Here is a 14,647-nt window from a genome sequence, read left to right as displayed (position 1 = left end):
GAAGGCAAAGACGACAACGAAATGGGCACTACCGCTGTCAAGAAGCTGGTAGAAACTCTGGATGCCTACATCCCTGAGCCAGTTCGTGCCATCGACCAGCCGTTCCTGATGCCAATCGAAGACGTATTCTCGATCTCGGGTCGTGGTACCGTTGTTACCGGTCGTATCGAGCGTGGTATCGTCCGCGTTCAGGACGCCCTGGAAATCGTTGGTCTGCGTGACACCACCACCACCACCTGCACCGGTGTTGAGATGTTCCGCAAGCTGCTGGACGAAGGTCGTGCTGGCGAGAACTGCGGCGTTCTGCTGCGTGGTACCAAGCGTGACGACGTTGAGCGTGGCCAGGTTCTGGTCAAGCCAGGTTCGGTCAAGCCGCACACCAAGTTCACCGCAGAAGTCTACGTCCTGTCGAAGGAAGAAGGCGGCCGTCACACTCCGTTCTTCAAAGGCTACCGTCCTCAGTTCTACTTCCGTACCACTGACGTGACCGGTAACTGCGAACTGCCGGAAGGCGTTGAAATGGTAATGCCAGGTGACAACATCCAGATGACTGTCACCCTGATCAAGACCATCGCAATGGAAGACGGTCTGCGTTTCGCCATCCGTGAAGGCGGTCGTACCGTCGGCGCCGGCGTCGTAGCCAAAATCATCGAGTAATCACTCGACCGATTGAAAAAGCCCCCGCTCAGCGGGGGCTTTTTTTATTGGGTTGACACTAAATTGGGGCGTCTATAGAATCACGCCTCCTTTTAGCGGGCGTAGTGCGTCCGTTGGGAACAGCCTGGAGTCTGAAATCCAATGCAAAATCAGCAAATCCGTATCAGGTTGAAGGCTTTCGACCATCGCCTGATCGACCAATCCACCCAGGAAATCGTGGAAACCGCGAAACGTACTGGTGCACAAGTGCGTGGTCCAATTCCACTGCCTACCCGCAAAGAGCGTTTCACCGTTCTGGTCTCCCCGCACGTCAACAAAGACGCGCGTGACCAGTACGAGATTCGCACTCATAAGCGTGTTCTGGACATCGTCCAGCCAACGGATAAAACCGTTGACGCGCTGATGAAGCTCGATCTGGCGGCCGGCGTGGAAGTACAGATCAGCCTCGGCTAAGACTTCGGTCTGGTCGTGTAACGCTCTGAAATGGGCGGCCATAGCGGGTGAAAGCCCCGTACACTCATGAGGTTTACAACATGACTATTGGTGTAGTCGGTCGGAAAGCGGGCATGACCCGTATTTTCACCGAAGAAGGTGTCTCCATTCCGGTCACGGTCATTGAGATCGAGCCGAATCGCGTCACCCAGTTCAAAACCGAAGAAACTGATGGCTACCGTGCAGTGCAAGTCACTGTCGGCGAGCGTCGTGCTTCGCGTGTGACCGCCGCTCAGGCAGGCCACTTTGCCAAGGCCAACGTTGCCGCTGGTCGCGGTGTCTGGGAGTTCCGTCTTGAAGAAGGCGATTTCCAGGCTGGCGATCTGATCAAAGCTGAACTCTTCACTGCAGGCCAGCTGGTAGACGTAACCGGTCAGTCCAAAGGTAAAGGCTTCGCCGGTACCATCAAGCGTTGGAACTTCCGTGGTCAAGATAACACCCACGGTAACTCCGTATCGCACCGTGTCCCTGGCTCCATCGGCCAGTGCCAGACTCCTGGTCGTGTATTCAAGGGCAAGAAAATGTCCGGTCACATGGGCGCTGAGCGCGTGACTGTGCAGTCCCTGGAAGTAGTACGCGTAGACGCTGAACGCAACCTGCTGCTGATCAAGGGTGCCGTTCCAGGCGCTACTGGCGGCGACGTGGTTGTGCGTCCAGCTGTCAAGGCTCGCGGGTAAGGGGAAACTGACATGCAACTTAATGTAAATGACGCTCAGGCGATCGAAGTTTCCGAACTGACTTTCGGTGGCGAATTCAACGAGACGCTGGTACACCAAGCAGTCGTGGCCTACATGGCCGGCGGCCGTCAGGGCACCAAGCAGCAGAAGACCCGTTCTGATGTGGCCGGTGGCGGTAAGCGCCCATGGCGTCAGAAAGGTACTGGCCGTGCTCGTGCCGGTACTACCCGTGGTCCGATCTGGCGTGGCGGTGGTGTAACCTTCGCAGCTCGTCCTCAAGATCACTCGCAGAAGCTCAACAAGAAGATGTACCGCGCAGCCCTGCGCTCCATCCTCGCCGAGCTGGTGCGTAGCGACCGTCTGGTCGTGGTTCAGGACTTCGCTGTTGAAGCACCGAAAACCAAAGATCTGCTGAACAAGCTGAACGGCATGGGTCTGAGCGACGTACTGATCGTTTCGGACGCTGTTGATCAGAACCTGTACCTGGCTGCTCGTAACCTGCCGCACGTCGATGTACGTGACGTTCAAGGTTCCGACCCGGTCAGTCTGATCGCATACGAGAAAGTGTTGATCACTGTCTCGGCCGTGAAGAAATTCGAGGAGCTGCTGGGATGAACCAGGAACGCGTATTCAAAGTCCTCCTTGGCCCGCACGTTTCCGAGAAGGCTACCGTTCTGGCTGAGAAAAAAGGCCAGTTCGTATTCAAGGTTGCTACCGATGCAACCAAGCTGGAAATCAAGAAAGCTGTCGAAGGCCTGTTCAACGTAAAAGTTGAAAACGTGTCGACTGTTAACGTTCTGGGTAAAACCAAGCGTACCGCACGTGGTCTGGGCAAGCGTAATGACTGGAAGAAGGCGATCGTCTCCCTTCAGCCAGGCCAAGATCTCGATTTCAGCAGCAGTGCTGAGTAAGGAAGGGGTGCATCATGGCAATCGTTAAATGCAAACCGACTTCCCCTGGCCGCCGTTTCGTGGTCAAGGTGGTCAACAAGGAGCTGCACAAAGGCGCTCCTCACGCACCGCTGATCGAGAAAAAATCGAAGTCTGGTGGTCGTAACAACAATGGCCGCATCACCACGCGTCACGTGGGTGGTGGTCATAAGCAGCACTACCGTCTGGTCGACTTCCGTCGCAACGACAAAGATGGCATCCCAGCCACTGTCGAGCGTATCGAATACGATCCAAACCGTACTGCTCACATCGCCCTGCTGTGCTACGCAGACGGCGAGCGTCGCTACATCATCGCCCCTAAAGGCGTGAGTGCTGGCGACCAGCTGATCGCAGGTGCCCTGGCCCCAATCAAGGCCGGTAACTCCCTGCAACTGCGCAACATTCCAGTAGGTAGCACCATTCACGGCATCGAACTGAAGCCGGGTAAAGGTGCTCAGATCGCTCGTTCCGCTGGTGCTTCGGCTCAGCTGATCGCTCGCGAAGGTGTCTACGTGACCCTGCGTCTGCGCTCTGGTGAAATGCGTAAAGTCCTGGCTGAGTGCCGTGCGACCCTGGGCGAAGTCTCGAACTCCGAGCACAGCCTGCGTTCGCTGGGTAAAGCTGGTGCCAAACGCTGGCGCGGCGTTCGCCCAACCGTTCGTGGTGTTGCCATGAACCCGGTTGACCACCCGCATGGTGGTGGTGAAGGTCGTACCTCCGGTGGTCGTCATCCGGTATCGCCATGGGGCTTCCCAACCAAGGGTGCTAAAACCCGTGGTAATAAGCGTACCGACAACATGATCGTCCGTCGTCGCAAGTAACTAGAGGGATACGACAGTGCCACGTTCTCTGAAAAAAGGTCCTTTTATCGATCTTCACCTGTTGAAGAAGGTCGAAGTGGCGGTGGAGAAGAACGATCGCAAGCCAGTTAAAACCTGGTCGCGCCGTTCGATGATCCTGCCACAAATGGTCGGTCTGACCATCGCGGTACACAACGGTCGCCAACACGTCCCAGTTCTCGTGAACGAAGACATGGTCGGCCACAAACTGGGCGAGTTCGCCGGTACCCGCACCTACCGCGGGCACGTGGCTGACAAGAAAGCCAAGCGTTAAGGGGTAAGGAAATGGAAGTAGCCGCTAAGTTGTCGGGCGCTCGCATCTCCGCCCAGAAAGCCCGCTTGGTCGCCGACCAGATCCGCGGGAAGAAGGTGGGCGAAGCGCTCAACCTGTTGGCCTTCAGCAGCAAAAAAGCCGCTGAAATCATGAAGAAAGTCCTCGAGTCGGCCGTTGCCAACGCCGAACACAACGAAGGCGCAGACGTTGATGACCTGAAGGTCTCTACCGTCTTCGTCAACGAAGGGCGTTCGCTGAAGCGCATCATGCCACGTGCCAAAGGCCGTGCTGATCGCATCGTCAAGCGGTCTTGCCATATCACTGTCAAGGTTGCGGACAAGTAACGGAGTCGATCAGATGGGTCAGAAAGTACATCCCACTGGCATTCGCCTGGGAATCGTCAAGGAGCACACCTCCGTCTGGTACGCAGACGGCGCGACTTACGCAGATTACCTGCTGAAGGATCTGCAAACTCGCGAGTACCTCCAAGACAAACTAAAAAGCGCGTCCGTTAGCCGTATCGATATTCATCGCCCGGCTCAAACTGCACGCATCACCATCCACACCGCTCGTCCCGGTATCGTTATCGGCAAGAAAGGTGAAGATGTTGAGAAGCTGCGTCAGGACCTGACCAAGCAGATGGGTGTGCCTGTGCACATCAACATCGAAGAGATCCGCAAGCCGGAACTCGACGCCATGCTGGTTGCTCAGAGCGTAGCCCAGCAGCTGGAACGCCGCGTAATGTTCCGTCGCGCCATGAAGCGCGCCGTGCAGAACGCCATGCGTATTGGTGCCAAGGGCATCAAGATCCAGGTGAGCGGTCGTCTCGGCGGCGCCGAGATCGCACGTACCGAGTGGTATCGCGAAGGTCGTGTGCCCCTGCACACCCTGCGTGCCGATATCGACTACAACACCTACGAAGCTCACACCACCTACGGTGTGATCGGTGTGAAGGTTTGGATCTTCAAAGGCGAAGTTATTGGTGGTCGCCAGGAAGAGCTGAAGCCGCAAGCACCAGCGCCTCGTAAAAAAGCTGCTAAGTAAGGGGTACGCCAAATGTTGCAACCAAAGCGTACAAAATTCCGCAAGCAGATGACCGGCCACAACCGTGGTCTGGCACTGCGCGGTAGCAAGGTCAGCTTCGGCGAGTTCGCTCTGAAAGCTGTCGCCCGCGGTCGTCTCACCGCTCGCCAGATCGAGTCGGCACGTCGTGCCCTGACCCGTCACGTTAAGCGTGGCGGCAAGATCTGGATCCGTGTGTTCCCGGACAAGCCGGTTACCAAGAAGCCTCTCGAAGTGCGGATGGGTAAAGGTAAGGGTTCCGTGGAATACTGGGTTGCCCAGATTCAGCCAGGCAAAGTCCTGTACGAGATCGAGGGTGTTTCTGAAGAGCTGGCGCGCGAAGCTTTCGCCCTGGCTGCTGCAAAGCTGCCACTCGCCACCTCCTTTGTTAAGCGGACGGTGATGTGATGAAAGCGAATGAACTTCGTGAAAAATCCGCACAGCAACTGAATGAGCAACTGCTCGGCTTGCTGCGCGACCAGTTCAATCTGCGCATGCAGAAAGCAACTGGCCAGTTGGGGCAGTCGCACCTGCTCTCGCAAGTTAAGCGTGACATCGCTCGCGTGAAAACTGTGCTCAACCAGCAGGCAGGTAAGTGATCATGGCTGAAGCTGAAAAAACCGTCCGTACGCTGACTGGCCGTGTCGTCAGCGACAAAATGGACAAGACCATCACCGTTCTGATCGAGCGTCGCGTAAAGCACCCGATCTACGGTAAATACGTTAAGCGTTCGACTAAGCTGCACGCGCACGACGAAGCCAACCAGTGCAAGATCGGCGACAAGGTTTCCATCCGTGAAACCCGTCCGCTGGCCAAGACCAAGTCCTGGGCACTGGTTGAAGTCCTCGAACGCGCTGTTGAAGTCTAAGGGCTAGGGGTCGGAGAAATTTTATGATTCAGACTCAATCCATGCTCGATGTGGCCGATAACAGCGGCGCTCGTCGCGTCATGTGCATCAAGGTGCTCGGCGGTTCCCACCGTCGTTACGCCGGTATCGGTGACATCATCAAAGTTACCGTCAAGGAAGCAATTCCTCGCGGTAAGGTCAAAAAAGGCCAGGTGATGACCGCTGTTGTCGTCCGTACCCGTCACGGTGTACGTCGCGCTGACGGTTCCATCATTCGTTTCGACGGCAACGCTGCTGTTCTGCTGAACACCAAGCAAGAGCCGATCGGTACTCGCATCTTCGGGCCAGTGACCCGTGAACTTCGTACCGAGAAGTTCATGAAGATCGTTTCGCTCGCCCCTGAAGTGCTCTAAGGAGATCCGACATGCAAAAGATTCGTCGTGACGACGAGATCATCGTGATCGCCGGCAAAGACAAGGGTAAGCGCGGTAAGGTGCTGAAGGTTCTGGCTGATGACCGTCTGGTCATCGGTGGCGTGAACCTGGTCAAGCGTCATACCAAGCCTAACCCGATGGCGGGCGTTCAGGGCGGTATCGTCGAAAAAGAAGCGCCACTGCACGCTTCCAACGTTGCCATCTTCAACAGCGAAACCAACAAGGCTGACCGCGTTGGCTTCAAAGTAGAAGAAGGCAAGAAAATTCGTGTCTTCAAGTCGACCCAAAAAGCGGTTGATGCTTGAACACTGCTAGGTAGAAGACCATGGCACGACTGAAAGAGATTTACCGGAACGAAATCGCTCCCAAGCTTAAGGAAGAACTTAAGCTGTCGAACGTGATGGAAGTTCCGCGCGTTACCAAAATCACCCTGAACATGGGTCTGGGCGAAGCGATCGGCGACAAGAAAGTCATCGAGCACGCTGTTGCCGACCTGGAAAAGATCACCGGTCAAAAGCCGGTCGTGACTTTCGCTCGTAAATCCATCGCGGGCTTCAAAGTCCGTGAAGGCTGGCCGATCGGCGTCAAGGTGACCCTGCGTAGCGACAAGATGTACGAATTCCTGGACCGCCTGCTGGCGATCTCCCTGCCTCGGGTTCGCGACTTCCGCGGCCTGAATGCCAAGTCCTTCGATGGTCGTGGCAACTACAGCATGGGCGTGAAAGAGCAGATCATCTTCCCGGAAATCGACTACGACAAGATCGATGCTCTGCGCGGTTTGGACATCACCCTGACCACCACTGCTCGTTCGGACGACGAAGGCCGCGCTCTGCTGCGTGCTTTCAAGTTCCCGTTCCGCAACTGATTGGAGTAGGAAAATGGCCAAGAAGAGCATGAAAAACCGCGAGCTGAAGCGTCAGCTCACGGTAGCCAAGTACGCCAAAAAGCGTGCCGAGCTGAAAGCGACCATCGTCAACCTGAACGCCTCTCCAGAAGAGCGTTTCGCTGCCGTTGTCGCCCTGCAGAAGCAACCACGTGACGCCAGCGCTTCGCGCATGCGTAACCGTTGCCGCATCACCGGTCGTCCGCACGGCGTGTACCGCAAGTTCGGCCTCGGCCGTAACAAGCTGCGCGAAGCCGCCATGCGTGGTGACGTGCCGGGTCTGGTCAAGGCCAGCTGGTAATCCCGGTTGGCGTGACCGCCGGTGGAAGGGGAGCGATCTTCCGACCGCCGGTGACCTCGCATTGAAACAAGCCCCTATATGGGGCTTGTTTCGTTTCTGCCTTGTGTCTAGAATGACCGGCTCACCTGAGCCCGGGTTTTTTGCCCTGCCTGTTCGGGTGGTTGTGATAGCCGCAAGGCTAATAATTCTTGTATCAGGAGCATCTAGCCCATGAGTATGCAGGACCCGTTAGCGGACATGCTAACTCGCATCCGTAATGCCCAGATGGCTGAAAAGTCTGTCGTAAGCATGCCTTCTTCTACCCTGAAGGTCGCGGTTGCCAAAGTACTGAAAGACGAAGGCTACATCGCTGGCTACGAAGTCAACGGCGAAGCCAAGCCTTCCCTGTCGATCGAACTGAAGTACTTCGAAGGCCGTCCGGTCATCGAGGAACTGAAGCGTACCAGCCGTCCTGGCCTGCGCCAGTACAAGGCCGTCACTGAGCTGCCGAAAGTACGTGGCGGCCTGGGCGTGTCTATCGTCTCCACCAACAAAGGTGTGATGACTGACCGCGCTGCGCGCGCTGCCGGTGTCGGCGGCGAAGTTCTGTGCACAGTGTTCTAAGGGGAGATAGGCATGTCTCGCGTCGCTAAGAACCCCGTTAAGCTGCCAGCAGGCGTCGAAGTCAAATTCGCCGGCCAGCAGCTTTCGGTGAAGGGTGCCAAGGGCACTCTCGAACTGAACGTTCACTCGTCTGTTGAAGTTACCGAAGAGTCTGGTGAGCTGCGTTTCGTCGCTCGCAACGGTGACCAGCAAGCTCGCGCCATGGCCGGTACCACCCGCGCCCTGGTGAACAACATGGTCCAAGGCGTAAGCCAAGGCTTCGAGCGCAAGCTCCAGCTGGTCGGTGTTGGTTACAAAGCTCAGGCCAAAGGCACCGTCCTGAACCTGGCTCTGGGCTTCTCGCACCCAGTGGATTACGAACTGCCAGCCGGTATCACCGCTGAAACCCCAAGCCAGACCGACATCCTGATCAAGGGTATCGACAAGCAGCTGGTGGGTCAGGTGGCCGCTGAAGTCCGCGGTTTCCGTCCGCCAGAGCCTTACAAGGGCAAGGGTGTGCGTTACGCGGACGAAGTAGTCCGTCGTAAAGAAGCCAAGAAGAAGTAGGGCCTAGCAAATGACCGACAAAAAAGTTATTCGACTGCGTCGCGCTCGCAAAGCACGCCTGAAAATGCACGAGCTCGAAGCCGTGCGTCTGTGCGTGTTCCGCTCCTCGCAGCACATCTATGCCCAGGTCATTTCGGCCGACGGCAGCAAGGTTCTGGCAAGCGCCTCTACCTTGGACAAAGAACTGCGTGATGGCGCCACTGGCAACATCGACGCGGCCACTAAGGTTGGCAAGCTGGTAGCTGAGCGCGCGAAAGCCGCCGGTGTATCTCAAGTTGCCTTTGACCGTTCCGGCTTCAAGTACCATGGCCGCGTCAAAGCGCTGGCTGATGCTGCTCGTGAAGGCGGGCTGGAGTTCTAAGTTATGGCAAATAACGATCAAAAGCGCGACGAAGGCTACATCGAGAAGCTGGTTCAAGTTAACCGCGTAGCCAAAACCGTTAAAGGCGGCCGTATCTTCACCTTCACCGCGCTGACCGTGGTAGGTGATGGCAAGGGTCGTGTTGGCTTTGGCCGTGGCAAATCGCGCGAAGTACCTGCCGCGATCCAGAAAGCCATGGAAGCTGCTCGTCGCAACATGATTCAGGTTGACCTGAAGGGCACCACCCTGCAGTACGCCACCAAGGCCGCCCACGGCGCCTCGAAGGTCTACATGCAGCCTGCCTCGGAAGGTACCGGTATCATCGCCGGCGGCGCAATGCGTGCCGTCCTGGAAGTTGCTGGTGTTCAGAACGTCCTGGCCAAGTGCTACGGTTCGACCAACCCGGTGAACGTGGTTCACGCCACCTTCAAGGGTCTGAAAGCCATGCAATCCCCTGAGTCCATTGCTGCCAAGCGCGGCAAGACTGTTGAGGAGATCCGCTGATCATGGCAACCGTCAAAGTTACGCTGATCAAGAGCGTCTCGGGCCGCATCCCTAACCACAAGCTGTGCGTGAAGGGTCTGGGTCTGCGTCGTATCGGTCACACTGTAGAAGTCCAGGATACTCCCGAGAACCGCGGGATGATCAACAAGGCTTACTACATGCTGAAGGTCGAGGGTTAATCGATGAAACTCAATGATCTGAGTCCAGCGCCGGGTTCCCGTCGCGAGAAGCACCGTCCGGGCCGTGGTATCGGTAGCGGTCTGGGCAAGACTGGTGGCCGTGGTCACAAAGGTCAGACTTCCCGTTCCGGTGGCTCCATCGCTCCAGGCTTCGAAGGCGGTCAACAGCCGCTGCACCGTCGCCTGCCGAAGTTCGGCTTCGTTTCCCTGAAAGCCATGGACCGCGCCGAAGTGCGTCTGTCCGAGCTGGCCAAGGTGGAAGGCGATCTGATCACCGTTCAGTCCCTGAAGGACGCCAACGTGATCGGCCAGCACGTACAGCGTGTGAAAATCATGCTGTCGGGCGAAGTCACTCGCGCAGTCACCCTCAAGGGTATCGCCGTCACCAAAGGTGCACGTGCGGCTATCGAAGCAGCTGGCGGCAAGTTCGAGGAATAAATGGCTAAGCAAGGTGCTCTCTCTTCGCTCGGTAAGGGCGGGATGTCGGAACTCTGGGCTCGTCTGCGTTTTCTGTTCATGGCGATCATCGTCTATCGGATTGGCGCGCACATCCCGGTACCAGGCATTAACCCGGACCGTCTCGCGGATCTGTTCCGGCAGAATGAGGGGACCATTCTTAGCTTGTTCAACATGTTTTCCGGCGGCGCGCTGGAGCGCATGAGCATCTTTGCACTGGGGATCATGCCGTACATCTCGGCATCGATCATCATGCAGCTCATGACCGCTGTCAGCCCGCAGCTGGAGCAGTTGAAGAAGGAAGGTGAAGCTGGCCGTCGCAAGATCAGCCAGTACACCCGCTACGGCACCGTTATCCTGGCGCTGGTTCAAGCCATTGGCATGTCCATTGGCCTGGCCAACCAGGGCGTGGCGTTTTCTGTTGGCCTCGGCTTCCATGTCGTCGCCGTCTCCACCTTCGTGGCGGGCGCGATGTTCATGATGTGGCTGGGTGAGCAGATCACCGAGCGCGGTGTGGGCAACGGTATCTCGATGTTGATCTTCGCAGGTATCGTTGCCGGTCTTCCGAGAGCAATCGGGCAGTCTTTCGAGTCTGCACGCACAGGCGATATCAACATCTTCGCCCTGGTCGCAATCGGTTTGCTGGCAGTAGCGATTATCGGCTTCGTGGTGTTCATCGAGCGTGGTCAGCGTCGTATCGCTGTTCACTACGCCAAGCGTCAGCAGGGCCGCAAGGTCTTCGCTGCGCAGACCAGCCACCTGCCGCTGAAAGTGAACATGGCGGGCGTAATTCCGGCCATTTTCGCGAGCAGCATCTTGCTGTTCCCGGCTTCGCTGGGTGCCTGGTTCGGTCAGTCTGAAGGTATGGGCTGGCTGCAGGACATCTCGCAGTCGATCGCTCCTGGTCAGCCGTTGAACATTCTGCTGTTTAGTGCAGGGATTATTTTCTTCTGCTTCTTCTACACAGCGTTGATGTTCAACCCGAAAGACGTAGCGGAAAACCTGAAGAAGTCCGGTGCCTTTATTCCGGGTATCCGTCCTGGTGAGCAGTCGGCGCGCTACATTGATGGCGTTCTGACCCGTTTGACCATGTTCGGTGCTCTTTACATGATGGCCGTGTGCCTTCTGCCCCAGTTCCTGGTGGTAGCAGCAAACGTGCCGTTCTACCTTGGCGGGACCTCGTTGCTGATTGTGGTAGTGGTTGTGATGGACTTCATGTCCCAAGTACAATCGCACCTCGTTTCGCACCAGTACGAATCCCTGATGAAGAAAGCCAACCTGAAAGGCTACGGCGGCAGCGGTCTGCTGCGCTGATTTAGCCCCTTAAGGTTCGAGGAGTCGGTAATGAAAGTTCGTGCATCGGTGAAAAAGCTGTGCCGCAACTGCAAGATCATTCGTCGCGAAGGTATCGTGCGCGTGATCTGCAGCGCGGAACCGCGTCACAAGCAGCGCCAAGGCTGAGTGTGATCCGCGCTTCAAACCCAGCAGCTAGTGTGCTGCTGGGTTGATTATTCGTTTCTACAGCGATATTATCTCGCGCCCTATTTCTTGGCTTCCGGGGCGTAGGTAGCTGTCAATTGGAGTCCCACTGAATGGCCCGTATTGCAGGCGTCAACATTCCAGATAACAAGCATACTGTTATCTCGCTGACCTACATCTATGGTGTCGGTCGCACAACTGCACAGAAGATCTGTGCGGATGCTGGTGTAAACCCAGCCGCTAAGATCAAGGATCTGAGCGACGAGCAAATCGAAACCCTGCGTGGCGAAGTCGCGAAGTTCACCACCGAAGGTGACCTGCGCCGTGACATCAACATGAAGATCAAGCGCTTGATGGACCTGGGTTGCTACCGCGGCCTGCGTCATCGTAAAGGTCTGCCGGTTCGCGGTCAGCGCACCAAGACCAACGCACGCACCCGTAAGGGCCCGCGTAAGCCGATCCGCAAGTAATCGCCCAGGAATATAGACATGGCAAAACCTGCTGCTCGTCCTCGTAAAAAAATCAAAAAGACAGTGGTTGATGGCATCGCCCACATCCATGCGTCTTTCAACAACACCATCGTGACCATCACCGACCGTCAGGGCAACGCACTGTCCTGGGCTACTTCCGGTGGTTCGGGTTTCCGTGGTTCGCGCAAATCCACCCCGTTCGCAGCACAGATCGCTGCTGAGCGTGCTGGTCAAGCTGCGCTGGAATACGGTCTGAAGAACCTCGACGTGAACGTCAAGGGTCCAGGTCCAGGTCGTGAGTCCGCCGTTCGTGCACTGAACAGCTGCGGCTACAAGATCGCCAGCATCACCGACGTGACGCCAATCCCGCATAACGGGTGCCGTCCGCCGAAGAAGCGTCGCGTGTAATCAGGAGACAGATAAATGGCACGTTACATTGGTCCAAAATGCAAACTGTCTCGCCGTGAAGGCACTGACCTGTTCCTGAAGAGCGGCGTTCGCGCTCTGGAATCGAAGTGCAACATCGAAGCAGCCCCAGGTATCCACGGCCAGCGCCGTGGCCGTCAGTCCGACTACGGTACCCAGCTGCGCGAGAAACAAAAAGTCCGTCGTATCTACGGTGTTCTGGAGCGTCAGTTCCGCGGTTACTACCAAGCTGCTGCCTCGAAAAAAGGCGCAACCGGTGAGAACCTGCTGCAACTGCTCGAGTGCCGTCTGGATAACGTCGTTTACCGTATGGGCTTCGGCTCGACTCGTTCCGAGTCCCGTCAGCTGGTTTCGCACAAAGCGATCAGCGTCAACGGTAAGACTGTAAACATTCCATCCTACCAAGTTCGTCCGGGTGACGTGGTCTCGGTTCGCGAGAAGTCGCTGAACCAGCTGCGCATTGTTCAAGCCCTTGAACTGTGCGCCCAGCGTGGCCGCGTTGAGTGGGTTGATGTGGATGCTGCTAAAAAGTCGGGCGTTTTCAAGAACGTTCCTGCTCGCAGCGACCTGTCCGCCGACATCAACGAAAACCTGATTGTCGAGCTCTACTCCAAGTAAGGGCTAGAAAATAGGTGCATCCATGCAGATTTCGGTAAATGAGTTTCTGACACCCCGTCACATCGACGTGCAGGTTGTCAGTCCAACCCGCGCCAAGATCACGCTCGAGCCTCTCGAGCGTGGCTTCGGCCATACCCTGGGCAACGCGCTGCGCCGCATCCTGTTGTCCTCCATGCCTGGCTGTGCAGTAGTCGAGGCCGAGATCGATGGCGTACTCCACGAGTACTCCGCGATCGAAGGTGTACAGGAAGACGTCATTGAAATCCTGTTGAACCTGAAAGGCCTGGCTATCAAACTGCACGGTCGTGACGAAGTTACGCTGACCTTGTCGAAAAAGGGTTCGGGGGTGGTTACCGCTGCCGATATTCAGCTGGATCACGATGTCGAGATCGTCAACCCCGATCACGTAATCGCGAACCTGGCGTCCAACGGCGCCCTGAACATGAAGCTCACTGTAGCTCGTGGTCGCGGTTACGAGCCGGCCGACTCCCGTCAGACTGACGAAGACGAAAGCCGCAGCATTGGCCGTCTCCAGCTGGACGCCTCGTTCAGCCCGGTGCGTCGTATCGCCTACGTGGTCGAGAACGCCCGTGTTGAGCAGCGTACCAACCTGGACAAGCTGGTCATCGATCTGGAAACCAACGGTACCCTGGATCCTGAAGAGGCTATCCGTCGTGCCGCGACCATCCTGCAACAGCAGCTGGCCGCGTTCGTCGACCTCAAAGGTGACAGCGAGCCGGTTGTGGTCGAGCAGGAAGACGAGATCGATCCGATCCTGCTGCGCCCGGTTGACGACCTGGAACTGACTGTACGTTCGGCCAACTGCCTCAAGGCGGAGAACATCTACTACATCGGCGACCTGATTCAGCGTACCGAAGTAGAGCTGTTGAAGACTCCTAACCTGGGCAAGAAGTCCCTGACTGAAATCAAGGACGTCCTGGCCTCCCGTGGTCTGTCTCTCGGCATGCGCCTCGACAACTGGCCGCCTGCAAGCCTTAAGAAAGACGACAAGGCGACTGCCTGATCGTCGTAATCACCGAACGTTGTGTTTGGTAAGGAATGAATCATGCGTCATCGTAAAAGTGGACGTCACCTGAGCCGTACCAGCTCTCACCGCAAAGCTATGTTCCAGAACATGGCTGTGTCGCTGATCGAGCACGAGCTGATCAAAACCACCCTGCCGAAAGCCAAGGAACTGCGCCGCGTTGCCGAGCCGCTGATCACCCTGGCCAAGGAAGACAGCGTTGCCAATCGTCGTCTGGCCTTCGACCGTACCCGTTCGAAGTCCGCCGTTGGCAAACTGTTCAACGACCTGGGCAAGCGTTACGCCACCCGTCAGGGCGGCTACCTGCGTATCCTGAAGTGCGGTTTCCGCGCTGGCGACAACGCGCCTATGGCGTACGTCGAGCTGGTTGATCGTCCGGTCGGTGGTGCTGTAGAAGCTGCCGAGTAAGACGTTCTGTCTGCTACAAGAAACCGGGCCTAGGCCCGGTTTTTTGTTGTCTGGTGAATTGTTATTTTCTATTGATATAAGTCACTTAATGAATTTGTCCTTGTAACCTCGCTCGACAATACTCTCCTCAAGCCGATTAGCCGGCAATTCAAGACCG

Annotated in this window: 29 protein-coding genes; all 29 read left to right on the top strand. The window is 56.8% G+C overall.

Annotation, left to right across the window (positions count from 1 at the left end; all coding sequences use genetic code 11):
• Positions 1-657 (top strand): EF-Tu C-terminal domain-related protein (locus ACVWY1_RS18585; RefSeq protein WP_457378609.1); only part of this gene is annotated, 657 nt, incomplete at its 5' end.
• 141 nt (positions 658-798) lie between these two features.
• Positions 799-1,110 (top strand): 30S ribosomal protein S10, encoded by a 312-nt coding sequence (gene rpsJ, locus ACVWY1_RS18580; protein WP_003186070.1) that lies wholly within the window; start codon positions 799-801, stop codon positions 1,108-1,110.
• A gap of 80 nt (positions 1,111-1,190) precedes the next feature.
• On the top strand, positions 1,191-1,826 hold the full coding sequence (gene rplC, locus ACVWY1_RS18575; protein ID WP_011531887.1) for a 50S ribosomal protein L3: 636 nt from the start codon (positions 1,191-1,193) through the stop codon (positions 1,824-1,826).
• A 12-nt stretch (positions 1,827-1,838) separates the two neighbouring features.
• Positions 1,839-2,441, top strand: coding sequence for a 50S ribosomal protein L4 (rplD, locus tag ACVWY1_RS18570; protein WP_003255485.1), 603 nt, complete (start codon positions 1,839-1,841; stop codon positions 2,439-2,441).
• Positions 2,438-2,737, top strand: a complete 300-nt coding sequence (gene rplW / locus ACVWY1_RS18565) for a 50S ribosomal protein L23 (RefSeq protein WP_003255484.1) — start codon at positions 2,438-2,440, stop codon at positions 2,735-2,737. Before rplD ends, rplW begins: the two co-directional genes overlap by 4 nt.
• Positions 2,738-2,751: 14 nt before the next feature.
• Positions 2,752-3,576: a 50S ribosomal protein L2 gene (rplB, locus tag ACVWY1_RS18560; protein WP_003255483.1), complete on the top strand. Its 825-nt coding sequence runs from the start codon at positions 2,752-2,754 to the stop codon at positions 3,574-3,576.
• A gap of 16 nt (positions 3,577-3,592) precedes the next feature.
• Positions 3,593-3,868, top strand: a complete 276-nt coding sequence (rpsS, locus tag ACVWY1_RS18555; protein ID WP_003255482.1) for a 30S ribosomal protein S19 — start codon at positions 3,593-3,595, stop codon at positions 3,866-3,868.
• Between the two features lie 11 nt (positions 3,869-3,879).
• Positions 3,880-4,212: a 50S ribosomal protein L22 gene (rplV, locus tag ACVWY1_RS18550; protein ID WP_003103908.1), complete on the top strand. Its 333-nt coding sequence runs from the start codon at positions 3,880-3,882 to the stop codon at positions 4,210-4,212.
• A 13-nt stretch (positions 4,213-4,225) separates the two neighbouring features.
• Entirely contained in the window at positions 4,226-4,912 is a 687-nt protein-coding gene (gene rpsC, locus ACVWY1_RS18545) for a 30S ribosomal protein S3 (RefSeq protein ID WP_011531889.1), read from the top strand.
• Between the two features lie 12 nt (positions 4,913-4,924).
• Positions 4,925-5,338, top strand: a complete 414-nt coding sequence (rplP, locus tag ACVWY1_RS18540) for a 50S ribosomal protein L16 (protein WP_009397508.1) — start codon at positions 4,925-4,927, stop codon at positions 5,336-5,338.
• Entirely contained in the window at positions 5,338-5,529 is a 192-nt protein-coding gene (rpmC, locus tag ACVWY1_RS18535; protein WP_002555481.1) for a 50S ribosomal protein L29, read from the top strand. The genes rplP and rpmC overlap by 1 nt, the downstream gene beginning before the upstream one ends.
• A gap of 2 nt (positions 5,530-5,531) precedes the next feature.
• Positions 5,532-5,798: a 30S ribosomal protein S17 gene (rpsQ, locus tag ACVWY1_RS18530; protein WP_003255478.1), complete on the top strand. Its 267-nt coding sequence runs from the start codon at positions 5,532-5,534 to the stop codon at positions 5,796-5,798.
• A 23-nt stretch (positions 5,799-5,821) separates the two neighbouring features.
• Positions 5,822-6,190, top strand: a complete 369-nt coding sequence (gene rplN / locus ACVWY1_RS18525) for a 50S ribosomal protein L14 (protein ID WP_008089810.1) — start codon at positions 5,822-5,824, stop codon at positions 6,188-6,190.
• An 11-nt stretch (positions 6,191-6,201) separates the two neighbouring features.
• Positions 6,202-6,516, top strand: a complete 315-nt coding sequence (rplX, locus tag ACVWY1_RS18520; RefSeq protein ID WP_023629180.1) for a 50S ribosomal protein L24 — start codon at positions 6,202-6,204, stop codon at positions 6,514-6,516.
• A 20-nt stretch (positions 6,517-6,536) separates the two neighbouring features.
• The gene (gene rplE, locus ACVWY1_RS18515; RefSeq protein WP_003255474.1) at positions 6,537-7,076 is read left to right on the top strand and encodes a 50S ribosomal protein L5; all 540 of its coding nucleotides are present in this window, start codon (positions 6,537-6,539) and stop codon (positions 7,074-7,076) included.
• Positions 7,077-7,089: 13 nt separating this feature from the next.
• A complete protein-coding gene (gene rpsN / locus ACVWY1_RS18510) occupies positions 7,090-7,395 on the top strand; it encodes a 30S ribosomal protein S14 (RefSeq protein WP_023629181.1) in 306 nt (101 codons plus the stop codon).
• A gap of 210 nt (positions 7,396-7,605) precedes the next feature.
• A complete protein-coding gene (rpsH, locus tag ACVWY1_RS18505) occupies positions 7,606-7,998 on the top strand; it encodes a 30S ribosomal protein S8 (protein ID WP_046857345.1) in 393 nt (130 codons plus the stop codon).
• 12 nt (positions 7,999-8,010) lie between these two features.
• Positions 8,011-8,544: a 50S ribosomal protein L6 gene (rplF, locus tag ACVWY1_RS18500; RefSeq protein WP_046857344.1), complete on the top strand. Its 534-nt coding sequence runs from the start codon at positions 8,011-8,013 to the stop codon at positions 8,542-8,544.
• 10 nt (positions 8,545-8,554) lie between these two features.
• Complete coding sequence (gene rplR / locus ACVWY1_RS18495) at positions 8,555-8,905, top strand: 50S ribosomal protein L18 (RefSeq protein WP_023629183.1); 351 nt, start codon at positions 8,555-8,557, stop codon at positions 8,903-8,905.
• Positions 8,906-8,908: 3 nt separating this feature from the next.
• Positions 8,909-9,409, top strand: coding sequence for a 30S ribosomal protein S5 (gene rpsE / locus ACVWY1_RS18490; RefSeq protein WP_046857343.1), 501 nt, complete (start codon positions 8,909-8,911; stop codon positions 9,407-9,409).
• Positions 9,410-9,411: 2 nt separating this feature from the next.
• Positions 9,412-9,588 (top strand): 50S ribosomal protein L30, encoded by a 177-nt coding sequence (rpmD, locus tag ACVWY1_RS18485; protein ID WP_011531895.1) that lies wholly within the window; start codon positions 9,412-9,414, stop codon positions 9,586-9,588.
• A gap of 3 nt (positions 9,589-9,591) precedes the next feature.
• Positions 9,592-10,026, top strand: coding sequence for a 50S ribosomal protein L15 (rplO, locus tag ACVWY1_RS18480; protein ID WP_011531896.1), 435 nt, complete (start codon positions 9,592-9,594; stop codon positions 10,024-10,026).
• Positions 10,027-11,358, top strand: coding sequence for a preprotein translocase subunit SecY (gene secY / locus ACVWY1_RS18475; protein WP_003257108.1), 1,332 nt, complete (start codon positions 10,027-10,029; stop codon positions 11,356-11,358).
• Positions 11,359-11,388: 30 nt separating this feature from the next.
• A complete protein-coding gene (gene rpmJ, locus ACVWY1_RS18470) occupies positions 11,389-11,505 on the top strand; it encodes a 50S ribosomal protein L36 (protein WP_011531897.1) in 117 nt (38 codons plus the stop codon).
• A gap of 131 nt (positions 11,506-11,636) precedes the next feature.
• A complete protein-coding gene (gene rpsM, locus ACVWY1_RS18465) occupies positions 11,637-11,993 on the top strand; it encodes a 30S ribosomal protein S13 (RefSeq protein WP_003255457.1) in 357 nt (118 codons plus the stop codon).
• Between the two features lie 18 nt (positions 11,994-12,011).
• Positions 12,012-12,401 carry a 30S ribosomal protein S11 gene (gene rpsK, locus ACVWY1_RS18460; protein WP_012270237.1) on the top strand — a complete coding sequence of 130 codons (390 nt, stop codon included), beginning with the start codon at positions 12,012-12,014 and terminating at the stop codon, positions 12,399-12,401.
• 15 nt (positions 12,402-12,416) lie between these two features.
• A complete protein-coding gene (gene rpsD, locus ACVWY1_RS18455) occupies positions 12,417-13,037 on the top strand; it encodes a 30S ribosomal protein S4 (RefSeq protein ID WP_023629185.1) in 621 nt (206 codons plus the stop codon).
• A 22-nt stretch (positions 13,038-13,059) separates the two neighbouring features.
• The gene (locus ACVWY1_RS18450) at positions 13,060-14,061 is read left to right on the top strand and encodes a DNA-directed RNA polymerase subunit alpha (RefSeq protein ID WP_003255452.1); all 1,002 of its coding nucleotides are present in this window, start codon (positions 13,060-13,062) and stop codon (positions 14,059-14,061) included.
• 42 nt (positions 14,062-14,103) lie between these two features.
• Positions 14,104-14,490 (top strand): 50S ribosomal protein L17, encoded by a 387-nt coding sequence (gene rplQ, locus ACVWY1_RS18445; RefSeq protein ID WP_003255451.1) that lies wholly within the window; start codon positions 14,104-14,106, stop codon positions 14,488-14,490.
• The last annotated feature ends 157 nt before the right edge of the window (positions 14,491-14,647 follow it).

Source organism: Pseudomonas sp. TE6288, assembly GCF_054062095.1.
Note: the sequence above shows the minus strand (reverse complement) of the source record. Positions and strands in the feature narration are given on the sequence as shown.

Excerpts from the sequence above, each read along its gene's own strand:
- rpsJ (WP_003186070.1), top strand. The coding sequence starts at position 799 with ATGCAAAATCAGCAAATCCGTATCAGGTTGAAGGCTTTCGACCATCGC.
- rplC (WP_011531887.1), top strand. The coding sequence starts at position 1,191 with ATGACTATTGGTGTAGTCGGTCGGAAAGCGGGCATGACCCGTATTTTC.
- rplD (WP_003255485.1), top strand. The coding sequence starts at position 1,839 with ATGCAACTTAATGTAAATGACGCTCAGGCGATCGAAGTTTCCGAACTG.
- rplW (WP_003255484.1), top strand. The coding sequence starts at position 2,438 with ATGAACCAGGAACGCGTATTCAAAGTCCTCCTTGGCCCGCACGTTTCC.
- rplB (WP_003255483.1), top strand. The coding sequence starts at position 2,752 with ATGGCAATCGTTAAATGCAAACCGACTTCCCCTGGCCGCCGTTTCGTG.
- rplV (WP_003103908.1), top strand. The coding sequence starts at position 3,880 with ATGGAAGTAGCCGCTAAGTTGTCGGGCGCTCGCATCTCCGCCCAGAAA.
- rpsC (WP_011531889.1), top strand. The coding sequence starts at position 4,226 with ATGGGTCAGAAAGTACATCCCACTGGCATTCGCCTGGGAATCGTCAAG.
- rplP (WP_009397508.1), top strand. The coding sequence starts at position 4,925 with ATGTTGCAACCAAAGCGTACAAAATTCCGCAAGCAGATGACCGGCCAC.
- rpmC (WP_002555481.1), top strand. The coding sequence starts at position 5,338 with ATGAAAGCGAATGAACTTCGTGAAAAATCCGCACAGCAACTGAATGAG.
- rpsQ (WP_003255478.1), top strand. The coding sequence starts at position 5,532 with ATGGCTGAAGCTGAAAAAACCGTCCGTACGCTGACTGGCCGTGTCGTC.
- rplN (WP_008089810.1), top strand. The coding sequence starts at position 5,822 with ATGATTCAGACTCAATCCATGCTCGATGTGGCCGATAACAGCGGCGCT.
- rplX (WP_023629180.1), top strand. The coding sequence starts at position 6,202 with ATGCAAAAGATTCGTCGTGACGACGAGATCATCGTGATCGCCGGCAAA.
- rplE (WP_003255474.1), top strand. The coding sequence starts at position 6,537 with ATGGCACGACTGAAAGAGATTTACCGGAACGAAATCGCTCCCAAGCTT.
- rpsN (WP_023629181.1), top strand. The coding sequence starts at position 7,090 with ATGGCCAAGAAGAGCATGAAAAACCGCGAGCTGAAGCGTCAGCTCACG.
- rpsH (WP_046857345.1), top strand. The coding sequence starts at position 7,606 with ATGAGTATGCAGGACCCGTTAGCGGACATGCTAACTCGCATCCGTAAT.
- rplF (WP_046857344.1), top strand. The coding sequence starts at position 8,011 with ATGTCTCGCGTCGCTAAGAACCCCGTTAAGCTGCCAGCAGGCGTCGAA.
- rplR (WP_023629183.1), top strand. The coding sequence starts at position 8,555 with ATGACCGACAAAAAAGTTATTCGACTGCGTCGCGCTCGCAAAGCACGC.
- rpsE (WP_046857343.1), top strand. The coding sequence starts at position 8,909 with ATGGCAAATAACGATCAAAAGCGCGACGAAGGCTACATCGAGAAGCTG.
- rpmD (WP_011531895.1), top strand. The coding sequence starts at position 9,412 with ATGGCAACCGTCAAAGTTACGCTGATCAAGAGCGTCTCGGGCCGCATC.
- rplO (WP_011531896.1), top strand. The coding sequence starts at position 9,592 with ATGAAACTCAATGATCTGAGTCCAGCGCCGGGTTCCCGTCGCGAGAAG.
- secY (WP_003257108.1), top strand. The coding sequence starts at position 10,027 with ATGGCTAAGCAAGGTGCTCTCTCTTCGCTCGGTAAGGGCGGGATGTCG.
- rpmJ (WP_011531897.1), top strand. The coding sequence starts at position 11,389 with ATGAAAGTTCGTGCATCGGTGAAAAAGCTGTGCCGCAACTGCAAGATC.
- rpsM (WP_003255457.1), top strand. The coding sequence starts at position 11,637 with ATGGCCCGTATTGCAGGCGTCAACATTCCAGATAACAAGCATACTGTT.
- rpsK (WP_012270237.1), top strand. The coding sequence starts at position 12,012 with ATGGCAAAACCTGCTGCTCGTCCTCGTAAAAAAATCAAAAAGACAGTG.
- rpsD (WP_023629185.1), top strand. The coding sequence starts at position 12,417 with ATGGCACGTTACATTGGTCCAAAATGCAAACTGTCTCGCCGTGAAGGC.
- ACVWY1_RS18450 (WP_003255452.1), top strand. The coding sequence starts at position 13,060 with ATGCAGATTTCGGTAAATGAGTTTCTGACACCCCGTCACATCGACGTG.
- rplQ (WP_003255451.1), top strand. The coding sequence starts at position 14,104 with ATGCGTCATCGTAAAAGTGGACGTCACCTGAGCCGTACCAGCTCTCAC.